This is a genomic window from Arthrobacter sp. FW306-05-C (assembly GCF_021801725.1).
Classification (GTDB): domain Bacteria; phylum Actinomycetota; class Actinomycetes; order Actinomycetales; family Micrococcaceae; genus Arthrobacter.
The window spans coordinates 249,843-264,657 of the sequence record NZ_CP084556.1; the positions used below are offsets into that span (position 1 = coordinate 249,843).

14 protein-coding genes are annotated in these 14,815 nt (G+C 66.2%); 8 read left to right on the top strand and 6 right to left on the bottom strand.

The genetic code is table 11. The features are described from left to right. The first annotated feature begins 85 nt into the window (after positions 1–85). Together LFT44_RS01215 and LFT44_RS01220 are read left to right on the top strand one after the other, a co-directional pair. The gene (locus LFT44_RS01215; protein WP_236800627.1) at positions 86–1,699 is read left to right on the top strand and encodes a peptide chain release factor 3; all 1,614 of its coding nucleotides are present in this window, start codon (positions 86–88) and stop codon (positions 1,697–1,699) included. A 10-nt stretch (positions 1,700–1,709) separates the two neighbouring features. Continuing rightward, positions 1,710–2,945 (top strand): beta-ketoacyl-[acyl-carrier-protein] synthase family protein, encoded by a 1,236-nt coding sequence (locus LFT44_RS01220; protein WP_236802984.1) that lies wholly within the window; start codon positions 1,710–1,712, stop codon positions 2,943–2,945. A 57-nt stretch (positions 2,946–3,002) separates the two neighbouring features. Here LFT44_RS01220 and LFT44_RS01225 read toward each other — a convergent pair whose 3' ends face one another. Next, positions 3,003–3,506, bottom strand: coding sequence for an NUDIX domain-containing protein (locus LFT44_RS01225; protein WP_236800628.1), 504 nt, complete (start codon positions 3,504–3,506; stop codon positions 3,003–3,005). A 117-nt stretch (positions 3,507–3,623) separates the two neighbouring features. Here LFT44_RS01225 and LFT44_RS01230 point away from each other — a divergent pair, with 117 nt between their 5' ends. Further along, a complete protein-coding gene (locus LFT44_RS01230) occupies positions 3,624–3,860 on the top strand; it encodes a hypothetical protein (RefSeq protein WP_236800629.1) in 237 nt (78 codons plus the stop codon). Between the two features lie 50 nt (positions 3,861–3,910). On the opposite strand, the gene LFT44_RS01235 is transcribed toward LFT44_RS01230, so the two are convergent. From LFT44_RS01235 to LFT44_RS01245, 3 genes are all read right to left on the bottom strand, one after another. Then, positions 3,911–5,617 (bottom strand): sensor histidine kinase, encoded by a 1,707-nt coding sequence (locus tag LFT44_RS01235; protein WP_236800630.1) that lies wholly within the window; start codon positions 5,615–5,617, stop codon positions 3,911–3,913. Between the two features lie 132 nt (positions 5,618–5,749). Beyond that, on the bottom strand, positions 5,750–7,123 hold the full coding sequence (gene radA / locus LFT44_RS01240) for a DNA repair protein RadA (protein ID WP_236800631.1): 1,374 nt from the start codon (positions 7,121–7,123) through the stop codon (positions 5,750–5,752). 29 nt (positions 7,124–7,152) lie between these two features. Continuing rightward, positions 7,153–8,280, bottom strand: coding sequence for an FUSC family protein (locus LFT44_RS01245; protein ID WP_236800632.1), 1,128 nt, complete (start codon positions 8,278–8,280; stop codon positions 7,153–7,155). A gap of 250 nt (positions 8,281–8,530) precedes the next feature. Between LFT44_RS01245 and pstS the strand changes: the two genes are divergently transcribed. From pstS to LFT44_RS01270, 5 genes are all read left to right on the top strand, one after another. Beyond that, a complete protein-coding gene (pstS, locus tag LFT44_RS01250; RefSeq protein ID WP_236800633.1) occupies positions 8,531–9,652 on the top strand; it encodes a phosphate ABC transporter substrate-binding protein PstS in 1,122 nt (373 codons plus the stop codon). Between the two features lie 103 nt (positions 9,653–9,755). Further along, positions 9,756–10,688, top strand: a complete 933-nt coding sequence (gene pstC / locus LFT44_RS01255) for a phosphate ABC transporter permease subunit PstC (RefSeq protein WP_236800634.1) — start codon at positions 9,756–9,758, stop codon at positions 10,686–10,688. Continuing rightward, positions 10,689–11,801 carry a phosphate ABC transporter permease PstA gene (gene pstA, locus LFT44_RS01260; protein WP_236800635.1) on the top strand — a complete coding sequence of 371 codons (1,113 nt, stop codon included), beginning with the start codon at positions 10,689–10,691 and terminating at the stop codon, positions 11,799–11,801. 71 nt (positions 11,802–11,872) lie between these two features. Then, positions 11,873–12,652, top strand: coding sequence for a phosphate ABC transporter ATP-binding protein PstB (gene pstB, locus LFT44_RS01265; protein WP_018770927.1), 780 nt, complete (start codon positions 11,873–11,875; stop codon positions 12,650–12,652). A 91-nt stretch (positions 12,653–12,743) separates the two neighbouring features. Next, positions 12,744–13,202, top strand: coding sequence for a hypothetical protein (locus LFT44_RS01270; protein ID WP_236800636.1), 459 nt, complete (start codon positions 12,744–12,746; stop codon positions 13,200–13,202). Between the two features lie 13 nt (positions 13,203–13,215). Here the strand turns inward: LFT44_RS01270 and LFT44_RS01275 are convergent, their stop codons facing one another. Both LFT44_RS01275 and LFT44_RS01280 read right to left on the bottom strand, forming a co-directional pair. Beyond that, positions 13,216–13,623, bottom strand: coding sequence for a hypothetical protein (locus tag LFT44_RS01275; RefSeq protein WP_236800637.1), 408 nt, complete (start codon positions 13,621–13,623; stop codon positions 13,216–13,218). Between the two features lie 180 nt (positions 13,624–13,803). After that, positions 13,804–14,814, bottom strand: a complete 1,011-nt coding sequence (locus LFT44_RS01280; RefSeq protein ID WP_236800638.1) for an inorganic phosphate transporter — start codon at positions 14,812–14,814, stop codon at positions 13,804–13,806. Position 14,815: the final 1 nt, after the last annotated feature.

Genomic DNA, 14,815 nt, shown 5'->3' on the forward strand with positions numbered 1-14,815 from the left:
TTGCCAATGACATTCCCCGCCCTTGAGTCGCACAGCAGTAGCCCGACAGGCCCTGGGCAGCCACAACCGCAGCGAAAGTAGCACCGTGTCCCAAGATGTCCTGACCCCCGCCCGGATCTCCGAGATTCACAAGGAGGCGGGCCGCCGCAGGACCTTTGCCGTCATTTCCCACCCTGACGCCGGCAAGTCCACCCTCACCGAGGCGCTGGCCCTGCACGCAAAAGTGATCGGTACCGCGGGCGCCTCCAGTGGCAAGGCCAACCGCAGGGAAACCGTCTCCGACTGGATGCAGATGGAAAAGGACCGCGGCATCTCCATCAGCTCCGCCGCCCTGCAGTTCTCCTACCGCGACACCGTGATCAACCTCCTGGACACCCCCGGCCACGCCGACTTCTCCGAGGACACCTACCGCGTGCTGGCCGCGGTCGACTGCGCCGTGATGCTGGTGGACGCCGCCAAGGGCCTGGAAACCCAGACCATGAAACTGTTCGAGGTCTGCAAGCAGCGCAACCTGCCCATCATCACCGTCATCAACAAATGGGACCGCCCCGGCCTGGACGCGCTTGCCCTGATGGACGAGATCACCGAACGCACCGGCCTGCAGCCCATGCCGCTGACCTGGGCCGTGGGCATCTCCGGTGACTTCCGCGGCGTCTGGGACCTGCGCAACGACCGCTTCGCCCGTTTCCAGCGCAACAACGCAGGCGCCCAGATCGCCATCACCGACTACTTCAGCCCTGAGGAAGCTGCGGAAGACCAGGGCAGCAACTGGTCCGACGCCGTGGACGAGGCGGGACTGGTGATCGAGTCCAACCTCGAATTCGACGTCGAGGCTTTCCACGCCGGCAAGGCGACCCCCATCCTCTTCAGCTCCGCCGCACTGAACTTCGGCGTCAAGGAATTGCTGGACGCACTGGTGGACTTCGCGCCGCCGGCATCGCCGCGTCCGGACGTGGACGGCAACACCCGCCCGGTGGAATCCCCGTTCTCCGGCTTCGTGTTCAAGGTCCAGGCCGGCATGAACAAGGCACACCGCGACCACGTGGCCTTCATCCGCGTCTGCTCGGGCATCTTCGAACGCGGCATGGTGGTCACCCAGACCCGCACGGGCAAGTCCTTCGCCACCAAGTACGCGCAGCAGGTGTTCGGCCGCGAACGCGAAGTCATCGACGAGGCGTACCCAGGGGATGTGGTGGGCCTGGTCAACGCGTCATCGCTGCGCGTCGGTGACAGCCTGTTCCTTGACGAAGCGGTGGAGTACCCGGCCATCCCGCTGTTCGCCCCGGAACACTTCCAGGTGGCCCGCTCCAAGGACCCCAGCAAGTTCAAGCAGTTCCGCCGCGGTATCGAGCAGCTGGAGCACGAGGGCGTCATCCAGCTGCTCCGCTCCGACCTCCGCGGCGACCAGGCACCGGTGCTTGCCGCCGTCGGACCCATGCAGTTCGAAGTGGTGGAGGACCGCATGGCACACGACTTCAGCGCCCCCATGCGACTGGAGCGCCTGCCGTACTCCCTGGCAAGAATTACGACGGCGGACGCCATGCCTGCGCTGGCCAACGTACCGGGCGCGGAGGTGCTCTTGCGGTCCGACGGCGAATACCTCGCCTTGTTCAATGACGTCTGGGCGCTGCGGCGCATTGAGAAGAACCACCCGGACCTCACCCTCGTGCCCATCGGCACGCACAACCCGGCGAAGTAAGGTGGTCAACCTGCCGGCAGGCCCGGCACAGCCGCGGGCCGTGGTGACCGGGGCCGGAACCATCAACCCGCTCGGCTCCACCGTCAAGGAAACCTGGGAGGCCCTGCTCGATGGGCGGTCCGGAATAGCGGCACTCTCGCAGGGCTGGGCTGAGCAGCTGCCGGTCAAGATCGCCGGGCAGGTCACGGCGGATCTTTCGGAGCACCTCAGCACCCGCGAAATGAAGCGGATGGACCGCTGCGGCCAGCTTGCCCTGATCGCGGCACGCGAGGCATGGGTGCAGGCAGGTGCCCCCGAGGTGGACCCGGAGCGGTTCGCTGTGGTGATCGGCTCCGCCTACGGTGGGCTGGGTTCCACCATCGAGCAGGACCGGGTGCTGGCGGCGTCCGGCCCGCGCAAAGTCTCGCCGCACACCCTCACGCGGCTGATGGCCAATGGCCCCGCGGCCTGGGTGTCCATTGATCTCGGTGCCCGCGGTGGCGCCCGGACTCCTGTCAGCGCCTGTGCCTCGGGAGCTGAGGCGATTGTCCAGGCAACGGAGCTGATCCACTCAGGTGCTGCCGACGTCGTAATTGCCGGTGGCGTTGACGCCTCGGTCAATGACCTGGTGATCAGTGGCTTTGCCCAGATCCGCGCACTGTCCACGCGCGCGGACGATCCGCAGCGGGCGTCCCGTCCGTTCGACGCCGGCCGGGACGGCTTTGTGCTGGCGGAAGGTGCCGCGGTGGTGGTGCTGGAAAGTGAAGAGCATGCCCATGCGCGGGGCGCGGCCGTGCTCGGTGCCGTAGCCGGCGGAGCGGTAACCTCCGACGCGAACGACATCGTGGCGGCGGATCCCGCAATGCAGCGCCGGGTCATGCAAAAGGCGCTGGACTCAGCAGGCCTGCAGCCGGCGGACATTGGATTCGTACACGCCCACGCCACGTCCACCCCTGTGGGTGACCGGCTGGAAGGCCAGGCGATCAACGCAGTCTTCGGCCCTGGCGTCCCCGTCACTTCCACCAAGGGGCATACCGGCCACCTGCTGGGTGGGGCCGGTGCGTTGGCAGCCGTCGTAGTCCTTGAGGCCCTGCGCACCGGCCAGTTGCCGGGGACCCTGAATGTCGGGACGCTGGACCCGGAAGTGGACCTTCACGTCATCACCGAAAGCGCCCACCAGCTTCCGCCGGGCCATCGCCGGGCAGGGCTGGTGAACGCCTTCGGTTTCGGCGGCCACAGTGTGGCTTTGGTGATGACCGGAAATTAACGGCACCGTTCCGGCGGTCCTGGAGCGGGGAGAGCTGACGGCGTTCGGGCGGCTGCGTCACGTCACGGCGGTGACTTTCACCAGGGCATCAAGGATGGGCAGCTGACCCTTTACAAGCTTGAGCCGTGCCTCCTCCTCCGGGAACCAGCGCGCGTCGTCGATTTCGGGGTAGTGCTGGATCCTGGCGGAGCCCTTGGGCCACTCGAGCGGAAACGTGTTGCTGTTGATGGCCTCCGGATCGAAAGCCGCCTCCCCGGTGTAGACAGTGATGAGCTTTCCGGAGGATTGCCGGAATTCGCCAAGCAGCCTGTACTCAACTCCAGGAGCTTCAGTGCCCATCTCCTCGGCGAACTCGCGCAGGGCGGCGGCAAGTGGGTCCTCACCGTCAACGTACTCGCCCTTGGGAATGGACCATGCGTGCGCGTCCTTGCGCGCCCAGAAGGGGCCGCCCATGTGGGCGATCCAGACCTGCAGCCCATGGTGGCCGCCGGAGGTGCCGGCGCCGGCGGGTATGGGCAGGTCCTGCCGGTACAACAGTATGCCTGCGCTTCGAATGGGCATCGATCCTCCAAACAGGGCACTTCCCAAGCGAAGTGCAAAATTGCCGTCCACCGTTAACGTGCAGTTCACGGCGCTGCTCTAGGTTATTCCTTCAGGCACTCCTCGAAGGGACCGCTGATGGCCAACATAGCTGAAGTTTTGGGCCGGCTGACGCCGGAAGAAGTGGATGAGCTGCGCAGCCTTGGCCCGCAGGGGCACCTGCCGCGGCACTTAGTGGACGCCCTGGACCGGGCAGCCGGGGGAGCCGGCTCGGGCCGCGGGTACTACGTGGCCAACGGTAACGTAAGCGCCACCGGCGGCCCGCTGCTGGTGCTGCGCAGCGATGTCTCCCGCTGGCTGACCGAGGGTTCCTGACGGCTGCCCCCTAAACAACTGCGCCGCAGCCAAGGTCCAGCCGGAACCGCTCAGGATGCCGGCAGGATGAAGGTTACGGTGGTGCCCACGCCGGGTTCACTGTCGAGGGTGATTGATCCTCCATGGCCCTCGATAATCGTCTTGCTGACCGACAATCCCAGGCCTGCGCCCGGGATGGCTGTTTCGCGTGAGCGCGCCGAACGGAAGAACTTGGTGAACGCCTGTTCCTGCTCCTCCCCGGTCATCCCCGAGCCGGTGTCCGAAATGGTGCAGACCAACTCTGCGTCCCTACGGCGGCCTGTGACAGTGATCAAACCGCCATCCGGGGAGTACTTGATGGCGTTCGAGAGCAGGTTCTGGATCACCTGGCCGATCCGCTTAGGATCCATCCTGCCGGGCAGCGGCTGCTCGGCATCGAGCGCCAGCTGCAGCCCGCTGCTGGCCGCCTTGGGCAAGGCAGCGTCGACCTCGACGGCGAGCAGCCGGGCCAGGTCCGTCTCCTCCAAGGACAGGTCAACCCGCTCCGACGCCACGGCGATCAGGTCGTTGACCAGGTTCAGCAGGTGCCCTGCATTGCGGCGGACCACGAGGAGCTCTTCCTGGATCTCCTCGTGCCCGGGTTCGTCCAGGACCAGTTCCAGGTAGCCGAGGATTGAGGTGAGCGGGGTCCGGAGTTCGTGCGAGACGGTGGCAACAAAGTTGTCTTTCGCCGCGAGCGCGTTAATCAGGCTGGTCACGTCCACGAAAGTGATGACGGCACCGCCCTCCTGCCCGCCGGACGGAGGGAAAGACTGCGAGCTTACGGAGTAGGCGCGCTGGCGGTCGGCAGGACCGGCCCAGTACAACTCGTCAGTGAACGCTTCCCCTGCGGCGGCGCGGGCTGCGGGAAGCTGGTGGAGCATGACAGGGGTGGAGCGATCGGCGGACATCAGCAGCCCCGGCCCGCCGGCAGCGCCGCTTCCACCCGTGGACCCAATGACGTCTGCCAGGACGGGGTCCGACCGCATGGCCCTGTTGGCCAGGACGGTGTTTCCCTTGGCATCCACCACCCAAACACCCACCCCAACGGCCTTGAGTACGGCGTCGAGGAGACATTGCCGGCGGACGCTCTCGTCGAGGGTCCGTGCCATTTCGTGCTCGTTTTCGATTAAAGTCATGCGCTGGCGGCGGATGGTGGTTGCCACTACGTGCGCCGTAACCGCAATGACGGACATGACCAAGGGGAGTATCAGGGTGCGGATCATCGACCCCCCTGCGGGCGGCGACCCATGCAAGGCGGCGGGAACCACTACACCGAGGATGGTCCCCGAGATGGCGAGTACCGGCATGTACGGCCGCACCTGCGCCGAGAGCCAAATGACAGGGAACACAAGCATCATGCTCAGGACGCTGAAGGCCGGGCCGCCAGCCTCCCGGGTGAAACCGATGGCGACACAGTCCAGGAGCGGGATCACCGCGAAGGCCCCCATGGGAAGACGCCCCCACGGGGTGGCAATGCACGCAACGGCGATTGCTACGTGGAACAGCAGCGCCGCCAGGAACAAGTTGTTGGCCAACGTTTCCGGGCTGAAAATTGCGGCGGCGAGCACCACAAGCAAAATGGTCATGCTGACCGGCAGTTGGCTGGCAATCACGCGCTTCCGCGCGCTCAGCCCTCCGAACAGTCCGTCAAGACGGTCCGACACAACCGGCTGCGCCGGTGCCCTGCCCGCGTGGGCAGCCCCTTCGGCAGTGCCCTGCCATTCCTTGGTTACCAAGCTTCCCCCAGCACAGAAATAAAAACCTCCGTCTGCGAGAAGGCTCCCATCCACCGTACCGCCCACTGAATCCGGCGATGGATCGCCACCGGTCAGGGCGGGAGCCGGCGGCTGCATATTCAACCGGGACTGCTAACCAATCAAAAGGCTGAGTGCCTCCGTCAGGTGTTCCACTTCACGCACGGAGAACCCCGGCGGCACCGGGCCCGGCCCGGTGTGGCTGGCCGGAACCACAGCGTGGGTGAATCCCAGCCGGTGTGCCTCCTGGATGCGCTGGTTGATGCCCGGTACCGGCCGGACCTCGCCGGCCAGTCCCACTTCGCCAAAGGCGATCAGCCGGATGGGCAGGGGTTTGCGGGCTTTGGCAGACGCCACCGCAAGGGCAACTGCAAGGTCAGTGGCGGGCTCGCTGAGCTTCACCCCGCCAACGGTGGCCACGTAGGAATCGTCCTTGTGCAGCAGGGTTCCTGCCCGCTGCTGCAGGACGGCCAGGAGCATGGACACCCGGGAACTGTCCAGGCCGCTGGTGGCGCGCCGGGGCTGCGAGTTGGGGCTCTCGGCCAGCAGCGACTGCACCTCCGCCAGCAGGGGACGCCGCCCCTCCATGGTGACAGTGATGCAGGTACCTGACACCGGGTCCTTGGTGCGGCTGACGAACAGTCCGCTGGGATCGGCCAGGCCCTCAATTCCGTTCTCGTTCAGGTCGAAGCAGCCAACATCGTCGGTGGGCCCGTACCGGTTCTTAACCGCCCGGAGCAGCCGCAGCCGTGAATGCCGCTCGCCCTCGAACTGGCAGACCACGTCCACCAGGTGTTCCAGCAACCGCGGCCCCGCGATGGAACCGTCCTTGGTCACGTGCCCCACCAGCAACGTGGTCATGTTGCGCCGTTTCGCGGCCGCGATGATGGAAGCCGCCACCTCCCGCACCTGGGACACGCCACCGGCGCTGCCATCCACGTCCGCGCTGCTGAGCGTCTGCACCGAATCCACAATCAGAAGCCGCGGCTCGATCTTCTCCACCTGCCCCAGCGCCTGGCCAAGGTCGGTCTCCGCAGACAGGTACAGGGATTCGGCCACGGCGTCGATCCGCTCCGCGCGCAGCTTCACCTGTGCCGCCGACTCTTCGCCGGTGACATATAGGACGTCCTGGGCGGTCCGTGCGAATTTGGCCGCAACATCCAGCAGCAGCGTTGACTTACCCACGCCGGGCTCACCGGCCAGCAGGATGACGGCGCCCGGAACCAGGCCGCCGCCCAGCACCCGGTCCAGTTCGTCCACACCGGTGGGCAGGAAGGCAGCCGTGGTGGCATCCACGTCCGCGATTTTCCGGGCCGGTTCCACAACTGTTGTGGCCGCCGTGGTCCGCGCCACCGCAGTGCCTGTTTCCTCAACGGTGCCCCAGGCCTGGCACTCACCGCAGCGGCCCACCCACTTGGCCGTGGTCCAGCCGCATTCGGCGCATTTGTATGCAGGCGCTTTTGACGCCCGGGAAGTCTTCGTTGCCATGCGTTCAACCCTAGCGGCGGGCACCGACACTACAGTGCGGGCAACACGTCCCTGGCCTCGTCGGCGTCCATCCCGGTGGCCTCCAGCAAGTCCACCATCAGCGGCCGGAACAACATGACCACCGTCTCGCCCTCGAGCCGCTGCACCTCCAGCAGCTTGGGATGCAGGCGCAGGGCAATCTCGCTCAGGTCCCGCCGCGCCGTGCGCAGGTGGGCGCGCCGGACGCCGTCGTGCGATTCCGCAAGGCCCAGCGAAAGCTCGTCAATCGCGGCAGCGGTCTCCTGCAGCACTTCGGCGATGCTGTCCGTCGCCTCATCAGAGAGTGCGGCATGGTTGATGGCGCTGGTGAGCCGCCTGGCGAAAACGCGGCTGTTGCGCAGCGCCAGGTCGATAAAGTCCAGCGACTGCTTGAGCCGGTCCAGCTCATCCCGGTGCCGGCGGTAGGCGGGCGCCAGGGTGGCAACCTCACCGGACGCACGGAGCGACTGTCGCATGGCGTCGACCAGCGGCTGGCAGTTCCTGCCGCGGATCAGCGCATGCCAGGCCTGGGTGGAATCGCTGTTCACCAGGGCGTCGGCGCATTCGCGCAGGACCTCGGCAAGCTCATGCAGCAGCTTCTGGACATCGCGGCGCGGCTCCCGGCGCGGATCCTTGGGCATGAGGATGGTCACCAGCAGCGCGCAAAGGCCTCCCACCACGGCGTCGATGCTGCGCGTGAACGGCCCGCCCGCCGGCGCCGGAAGCAGCACCACCAGCAGCGACTGCAGCCCCAGTTGGGTGGTGAAGATGGTTCCGCTGTCCAGGAAGCGGGCCAGGAGGATGGAGAAGAGAAGGACGACGGCGGCCTGCCAGATTCCGCTGCCCAGCCAGTGCAGGAGCAGGTCACCCACGGCAATCCCGATGGTGCAGCCCAGGCCCACCTCCACGACCCGCCGCAGCCGTGGCTCACGCGAGAAGCCAAGGGCGATGAGGGACGACGTGGCTGCGAACAGCGGGCCGCTGTGCCCCAGGACGTACTCCGCGAAGGCATAGGCCGCCACGGCGCAGACGGTCATCTGGATTGCCGGAACCAGCGAATTCCGGCTTCGGATCAACCCGGTGCGGATGCGGCCGTGCAGGAACCGTTTGCCTGCTGAAAGTCCTGCTGCTGGAGCCATGCCGTTCAGTCTATTTGCTGTTCGGTGCTGCACTTCGTGCCGCCACTACGGCCCCACCTGTGATCCGCGCAATGGTGACCCGGCATTTGTCAGCCAATATCCCGCCGTCGTTAATCCTCCGTTCACTTTGGACAGGCCATCCCGTTACCTGCGGCCCATAACTTTCTTGAAGGTACACAACGTACGCATCGCGCAGCAGGGTTCTCCGTCCCTGTCCCGCACCTGAATAACCCTGGAAGGGGTACATCTAGTGAAGGCACTCCGCTTCGGCCGCCACGCGGCTATCGCTGTTATCGCAGCCGGCGCACTCGCGCTCAGCGCCTGCGGTTCAGACAACGCCACTGGCACCGCTCCTGCCGGCAGCCAGTCCGCCGGCGGCACCAAGGTCACCGGCACCCTGACCGGCATTGGTTCCTCCGCCCAGGGCGCTGCCATGGACGCCTGGAAGACCAACTTCGCTTCCGCCAATTCCGGCGCCAGCGTGCAGTACTCCCCGGACGGCTCCGGCGCGGGCCGCAAGGCCATCCTGGACGGCTCGGCCCAGTTCGCCGGCTCTGACGCCTACCTGAAGGATGACGAATACGCCTCCTCCAAGTCCGTCTGCGGCCCCGAGGGCGCCATCAACGTCCCGGTCTACATCTCCCCGATCGCCGTGGCCTTCAACGTTCCCGGCGTCACCGACCTGAAGCTGGACGCCACCACCGTAGCCAAGATCTTCCGCGGCCAGATCGCCAAGTGGAACGATCCCGCCATCGCCGCCCTGAACGCCGGCGTCTCCCTGCCCGACCTGAAGGTCACCCCGGTGAACCGTTCCGACGACTCCGGCACCACCCAGAACTTCACCGACTACCTGGCCGCAGCGGCACCCGAGGTCTGGACCGACAAGGCCGCCGGTGTCTGGCCCGCCAGCCTTCAGGGTGAAAATGCCAAGGGCACTTCCGGCGTGGTCAAGACCGTCACGGACACCCCCGGCGCCGTGACTTACGCTGACGACTCCGCAGTGAGCGGCAAGCTCGGCGTGGCCCAGATCAAGGTGGGCGATTCCTTCACCAAGATCTCGGCTGACGCCGCTGCGAAGGCCGTGGACGCAGGCAAGCCGGTTGAAGGCCGCGCCGCCAACGACCTCTCCATCAAGCTGGACCGCAAGACCACCATCGCCGGCGCCTACCCGATCGTCCTGGTGTCCTTCCACGTCCTGTGCACCACCTACGACAAGCAGGAGACCGTTGACCTGGTCAAGGCCTTCGAGCACTACGTAGTTTCCGCAGAGGGCCAGAAGGCCGCAGCCGAGTCGGCCAAGTCCGCCCCGCTGTCCTCGGACCTCGCCGCAAAGGCTGCCAAGGCCGTCGACTCGATCAAGGTCAAGTCCTAGCCAACGCTGCAAAACCGGGTTCCCCGCCTGCCGGAAGGCAGTGCGGGGAACTTGGCTTTGCACCCCGCCTCCTCAATCCAGCAACGAATCGAAGGGCCGTCGAATGACCGCCACCCCCCTGACAAGTACCCAAGGCGCCGGACGCGCCGGGGATAAAGTCTTTTCCGGCGCCACGCTGGCAGCCGGGTGCCTGATCCTTGCCGTCCTCTTCGGCGTCGCACTGTTCCTGGTTGTCCAGGCAGTTCCCGCCCTGACCGCGCCCGCCGACAAGATCCAGGGCGGCCAGGGCTTTTTCGCCTACATCTGGCCCATCGTGATCGGCACTCTCATCGCGGCCGTCATCGCACTGGTCATCGCCACCCCCATCGCCATTGGCGTGGCGCTGTTCATCTCACACTTCGCACCGCGCCGCCTTGCCTCCGGACTGGGCTATGTGGTTGACCTGCTCGCCGCCATTCCGTCCGTGGTCTACGGTGCCTGGGGTGCAGCGTTCCTGGCAAAGGAAATCTCTCCGGCGTACGTCTGGCTGGCGGCCAACATGGGCTGGCTTCCCATCTTCGAGGGTCCGGCCTCCACGACCGGCAAGACAATCCTCACCGCAGGCATCGTCCTGGCGGTCATGGTCCTGCCGATCATCACCTCGCTGTCGCGCGAGATCTTCCTGCAGACCCCCAAGCTGCATGAAGAAGCTGCGTTGGCCCTGGGCGCTACCCGCTGGGAAATGATCAAGATGGCAGTGCTGCCCTTCGGCAGGCCGGGCATCATCAGCGCCGTCATGCTGGGCCTGGGCCGCGCGCTGGGCGAAACCATGGCCGTTGCCCTGGTCCTGTCCTCCGGCGCTTTGACGGCCAGCCTGATCCAGTCCGGCAACCAAACCATCGCTGCCGAGATCGCCCTGAACTTCCCGGAAGCCAGCGGCATCAGGGTCAGCACGCTGATCGCCGCCGGCCTGGTCCTGTTCGTCATCACCCTGGCCGTGAACATGATCGCCCGCTGGGTCATCACCCGGCACAAAGAATTCTCGGGAGCCAACTAAATGACCTCCACGCTTACCCCCGTCCGCAGCAAGCGGTCGGCGCTCACCAAGGGCCAGCTGCCCAAGTATGCCCCCTACGCCGTCCTGGCTGCGGCCCTGATTGTTGGCGCCGCCATCCTGGCCCTGGTCGGCTTCAATGCGTTCGGCTGGGGACTGGTCTCCGCGATCCTGTTCGCCATCGGCCTGGTGTCCTGGAGCGCAGTGGTGGAAGGGTCCCGCAAGGCCAAGGACAAGCTGGCCACCTGCCTGGTGGTGGGCTCGTTCCTGGTGGCCCTCCTGCCCCTGGTTTCGGTGATCTGGACGGTGCTGGTGAACGGCATCCCGGGTCTTATGGACCCCGGGTTCCTCACCACCTCCATGAACGGCGTCACGGGCGCCTATGACAACAAGGCCGTGGAAAGCGGCGCCCCGGTGATGGGCGGCATCTACCACGCCCTCCTGGGCACGGTGCAGATCACCTTGCTTGCCACCGTAATTTCCGTTCCGGTAGGGCTGCTCACCGCCATCTACCTGGTGGAGTACGGCCACGACGGCCGCCTGGCCAGGGCCATCACGTTCTTCGTGGACGTCATGACCGGCATCCCCTCCATCGTGGCGGGCCTGTTCGCTGCCGCGTTCTTCTTCGTGGTGGTGGGCCCGGGCACCAAGACCGGTGCGGTGGCCGCCGTCGCGCTGTCGGTGCTGATGATCCCCGTGGTGGTCCGCTCCAGCGAGGAAATGCTCAAGATCGTCCCCAACGAACTCCGCGAGGCCGCCTACGCCCTGGGCGTGCGCAAGTGGCGCACCATCCTCAAGGTGGTTATTCCGACGGCGATCTCAGGCATCGCGTCCGGCGTCACCCTGGCGATTGCCCGGGTCATCGGCGAGACGGCGCCCATCCTGGTCACCGCCGGTTTTGCCACCAGCATCAACTCGAACGTCTTTGGCGGCTGGATGGCTTCGCTGCCCACGTTCATCTACACCCAGATCCTCAACCCCACCTCGCCCTCCAACCCGGACCCGTCCTCGCAGCGGGCCTGGGGCGCGGCGCTGGTGCTGATCATCCTGGTGATGGTCCTGAACCTGGTGGCCCGCCTGATCGCCAGGATCTTCGCCCCCAAAGCCGGCCGGTAACCAGGCCCTGCCTTCCGCCATACCGCGGCGGATCCTAGACTTCAATCCATACCAGTAAGTGAAGGAACTCCATGTCTAAGCGCATCGACGTCAAGGACCTGAACGTGTACTACGGCGATTTCCTTGCCGTGGAGGACGTCAGCATCAACATCGAGGCCAAGTCCGTCACCGCGTTCATTGGCCCCTCCGGCTGCGGAAAGTCCACCTTCCTCCGCACCCTGAACCGCATGCACGAGGTCATCCCCGGCGCGCGCGTCGAGGGCGAGGTCCTGCTGGACGGCGACAACCTCTACGGCCCCGGCGTGGACCCCGTCACCGTGCGTTCCCAGATCGGCATGGTCTTCCAGCGCCCCAACCCGTTCCCCACCATGTCCATCCGCGACAATGTGCTGGCCGGCGTCAAGCTGAACAACAAGAAGATCTCCAAGGGTGAGGCCGACGTCCTGGTGGAGCGCTCGCTCAAGGGCGCCAACCTCTGGAACGAGGTCAAGGACCGGCTGGAGAAGCCCGGTTCCGGCCTTTCGGGCGGCCAGCAGCAGCGGCTCTGCATTGCCCGCGCCATCGCCGTGGAGCCGCAGGTGATCCTCATGGACGAGCCGTGCTCCGCCCTGGACCCCATTTCCACGCTGGCCATTGAGGACCTCATCAATGAGCTCAAGGACCAGTACACGGTGGTGATCGTTACCCACAACATGCAGCAGGCTGCACGTGTCTCGGATCGGACCGCTTTCTTCAACATCGCGGGCACCGGTAAGCCGGGCAAGCTGATTGAGTACGGCGACACCCACACCATCTTCAGCAACCCTGTCCAGAAGGCCACCGAGGACTACGTTTCCGGTCGCTTTGGATAAGCCCGCTTCCGTTGGCGCTCTGGGAGTTCGTTTAGTACGCTCATCTAGATACTTACGGAACTAGTAGTAAGCCAGCTTAAGGAGTTTTGCCATGACGCAGACGGCCAGCAGCCCTCTGGGCCCCCAGCTTACGGTTTCCGTACCCGCAGTAGGCGCAGGTGCAGCAGTGCAGAATGCGGTCCTCCCGGATCCCGTGTTGCCTGAAATCGTGCTGCCCGACCCTGTCCTGCCGGCGGAGGGTTTTGCCGCCGCCGCCGGTTTGGCCGGGCCCCTCGCGGCCGGACCCTTGGCACCGGAACTCGAACCCCACCTTGCGGTGGCTGCCGAGGAGGAGGACGTCCTGTCCGTGGTCTGGCGCACCAGTTCGCTCGTTGAAAGCATGCAGTGGGAACTGGACAACGCCCAGGAGTCCCTGCGGCAGGCAGTCCGCGCAGCCTCTACTGCCGGAATCACGCAGGATGAGCTCTGTTCAGCCGCGAACCTGACGGCGGAGGAGCTGGCCGCCGTCCTTCAGTCCGCGCCAGGTGGTGCCGCGGGCATCCAGCTGTAGTAAGGCGCCGGGACTACTCCGGGACTTCCAGCTGGAATCCGCACTGGCAGCGCAGCACGCGCGTGGGCAGGGACACGGCGTTGAGGCTGCGGCCGGTCCTGCTGCTGCGGTAGCAGAGCCGCTCAACCTCGAACTCGGCTTCCTCCATGGGAAAACCGCAGTGGATGTAGTCGTCCCCGAAGATGACCACCTTCGCCATCCACCGGACCTGGTTGAGCGCTGCCGCGACGTCGGTGGCGTAGGCGGTGTGTTCCTGGAACAGGTTGCAGTCGTTGCAGGTGTAGGAGACTGTCACCAGGTCTCCGCCCGCGGCTCCGATGGCCGTGATGGCGTGGATGGTCAGCTGGTGCTCAGTTCCACAGGCCTCGCACTGGGGCTGCCGGGGCTGTGGCAGGGGGCGCCGGGAATACGGGAAAGACATGACGCGTGCTCATTTCCGCGTGGTGCATCCAAGCCGCCGTGTTGCTGCAGCGGCGCTCATCCGCAGCCCTGCACACGGCGCGGACGCCGGTCCCCGGCAACATTGACCGGGGGCGCACTTTCGAATGTACGTCACGGCGGATTCCCTGTACAGGGGATCTGCACCCGCGGGTAACCCTGTCTATCCGGGGATGGGGGAGAGCGCCAGGGCCAGCACGAAAGCCAGGGCGCAGGTGGCCAGGGGAGTAAGGGCCCAGAGCCACAGGATCCGGATGACCAGCTTCCGGTTGGTCACCGAAAAGTGCTGGTTTTCCCCGGCGCCCAAGGCCCCGGCGGTGACGGTATGGGTGGTGGACAGCGGCCAGTGCAGCCCGATGGCGCCCACAAAGAGCATCAGTGCGCTGAAGGTCTGCGCCACCGAGCCGCGGAGGGGATCGATCCTGGTGATCTTGTAGCCGATGGTTTGGGAGATCCGCCAGCCGCCAAAAAGTGTCCCCGCCGTCATCATGACGGCGGAGAGCGCGGCCACCCAGGTGGGGATCCCGCCGTCGGAATAGCCTGCCGCCAGGAGGGCCAGCAGCAGCACGGCGCTGACGCGCTGCCCGTCCTGCAGGCCGTGGCCAAACGCGACCGCGCCGGCGGCAACAGCCTGGCCCCGGCGGAAGCGCTGGTTCACCACGTTGGGCTGCGTGTATCGGGCCACCCACGTGGCCGGGTACACCAGGAGGAAGGAGCCGCTGTAGGCCACCAGCGGTGACAGCACCAGCGGCAGGACCACCTGGAACAACAGTGACTGGTCCACCCCCTCAACTCCCGGGCCCCCGATCGCGAGACTGGCCAGGCCAGCGCCGGCAAGCCCGCCCACCAGCGCATGGGTGGAGGAGGCCGGAATGCCGCGCCACCACATCAGCAGCCCCCAGGCACAGGCACTGGCCAGCCCGGCCACCAGGATGGTGAGGCCATCAGCGCCGCTGGGAAGGTTGATCCAGGTTTGGCTGGCGGCGACGGCGAGCAGGGCGCTCAGGAGGGCGCCGACAAAGTTGAAGAACGCGGCAAGGAGCACGCCGACGCTGGGGGTAAGGGCACGGTTCCGCACCGCCAGGGCGACGGAGGTGGACGCGTCGCGGAAGCCGTTCAGGAAGGCGAATGCCGCGGCCAGGAGGACCACCGCGCCGAAGATGGCTGCCGCCACC

Excerpts from the sequence above, each read along its gene's own strand:
- LFT44_RS01225 (WP_236800628.1), bottom strand. The coding sequence starts at position 3,506 with ATGCCCATTCGAAGCGCAGGCATACTGTTGTACCGGCAGGACCTGCCC.
- LFT44_RS01230 (WP_236800629.1), top strand. The coding sequence starts at position 3,624 with ATGGCCAACATAGCTGAAGTTTTGGGCCGGCTGACGCCGGAAGAAGTG.
- radA (WP_236800631.1), bottom strand. The coding sequence starts at position 7,123 with ATGGCAACGAAGACTTCCCGGGCGTCAAAAGCGCCTGCATACAAATGC.
- LFT44_RS01245 (WP_236800632.1), bottom strand. The coding sequence starts at position 8,280 with ATGGCTCCAGCAGCAGGACTTTCAGCAGGCAAACGGTTCCTGCACGGC.
- pstC (WP_236800634.1), top strand. The coding sequence starts at position 9,756 with ATGACCGCCACCCCCCTGACAAGTACCCAAGGCGCCGGACGCGCCGGG.
- pstA (WP_236800635.1), top strand. The coding sequence starts at position 10,689 with ATGACCTCCACGCTTACCCCCGTCCGCAGCAAGCGGTCGGCGCTCACC.
- pstB (WP_018770927.1), top strand. The coding sequence starts at position 11,873 with ATGTCTAAGCGCATCGACGTCAAGGACCTGAACGTGTACTACGGCGAT.
- LFT44_RS01270 (WP_236800636.1), top strand. The coding sequence starts at position 12,744 with ATGACGCAGACGGCCAGCAGCCCTCTGGGCCCCCAGCTTACGGTTTCC.
- LFT44_RS01275 (WP_236800637.1), bottom strand. The coding sequence starts at position 13,623 with ATGTCTTTCCCGTATTCCCGGCGCCCCCTGCCACAGCCCCGGCAGCCC.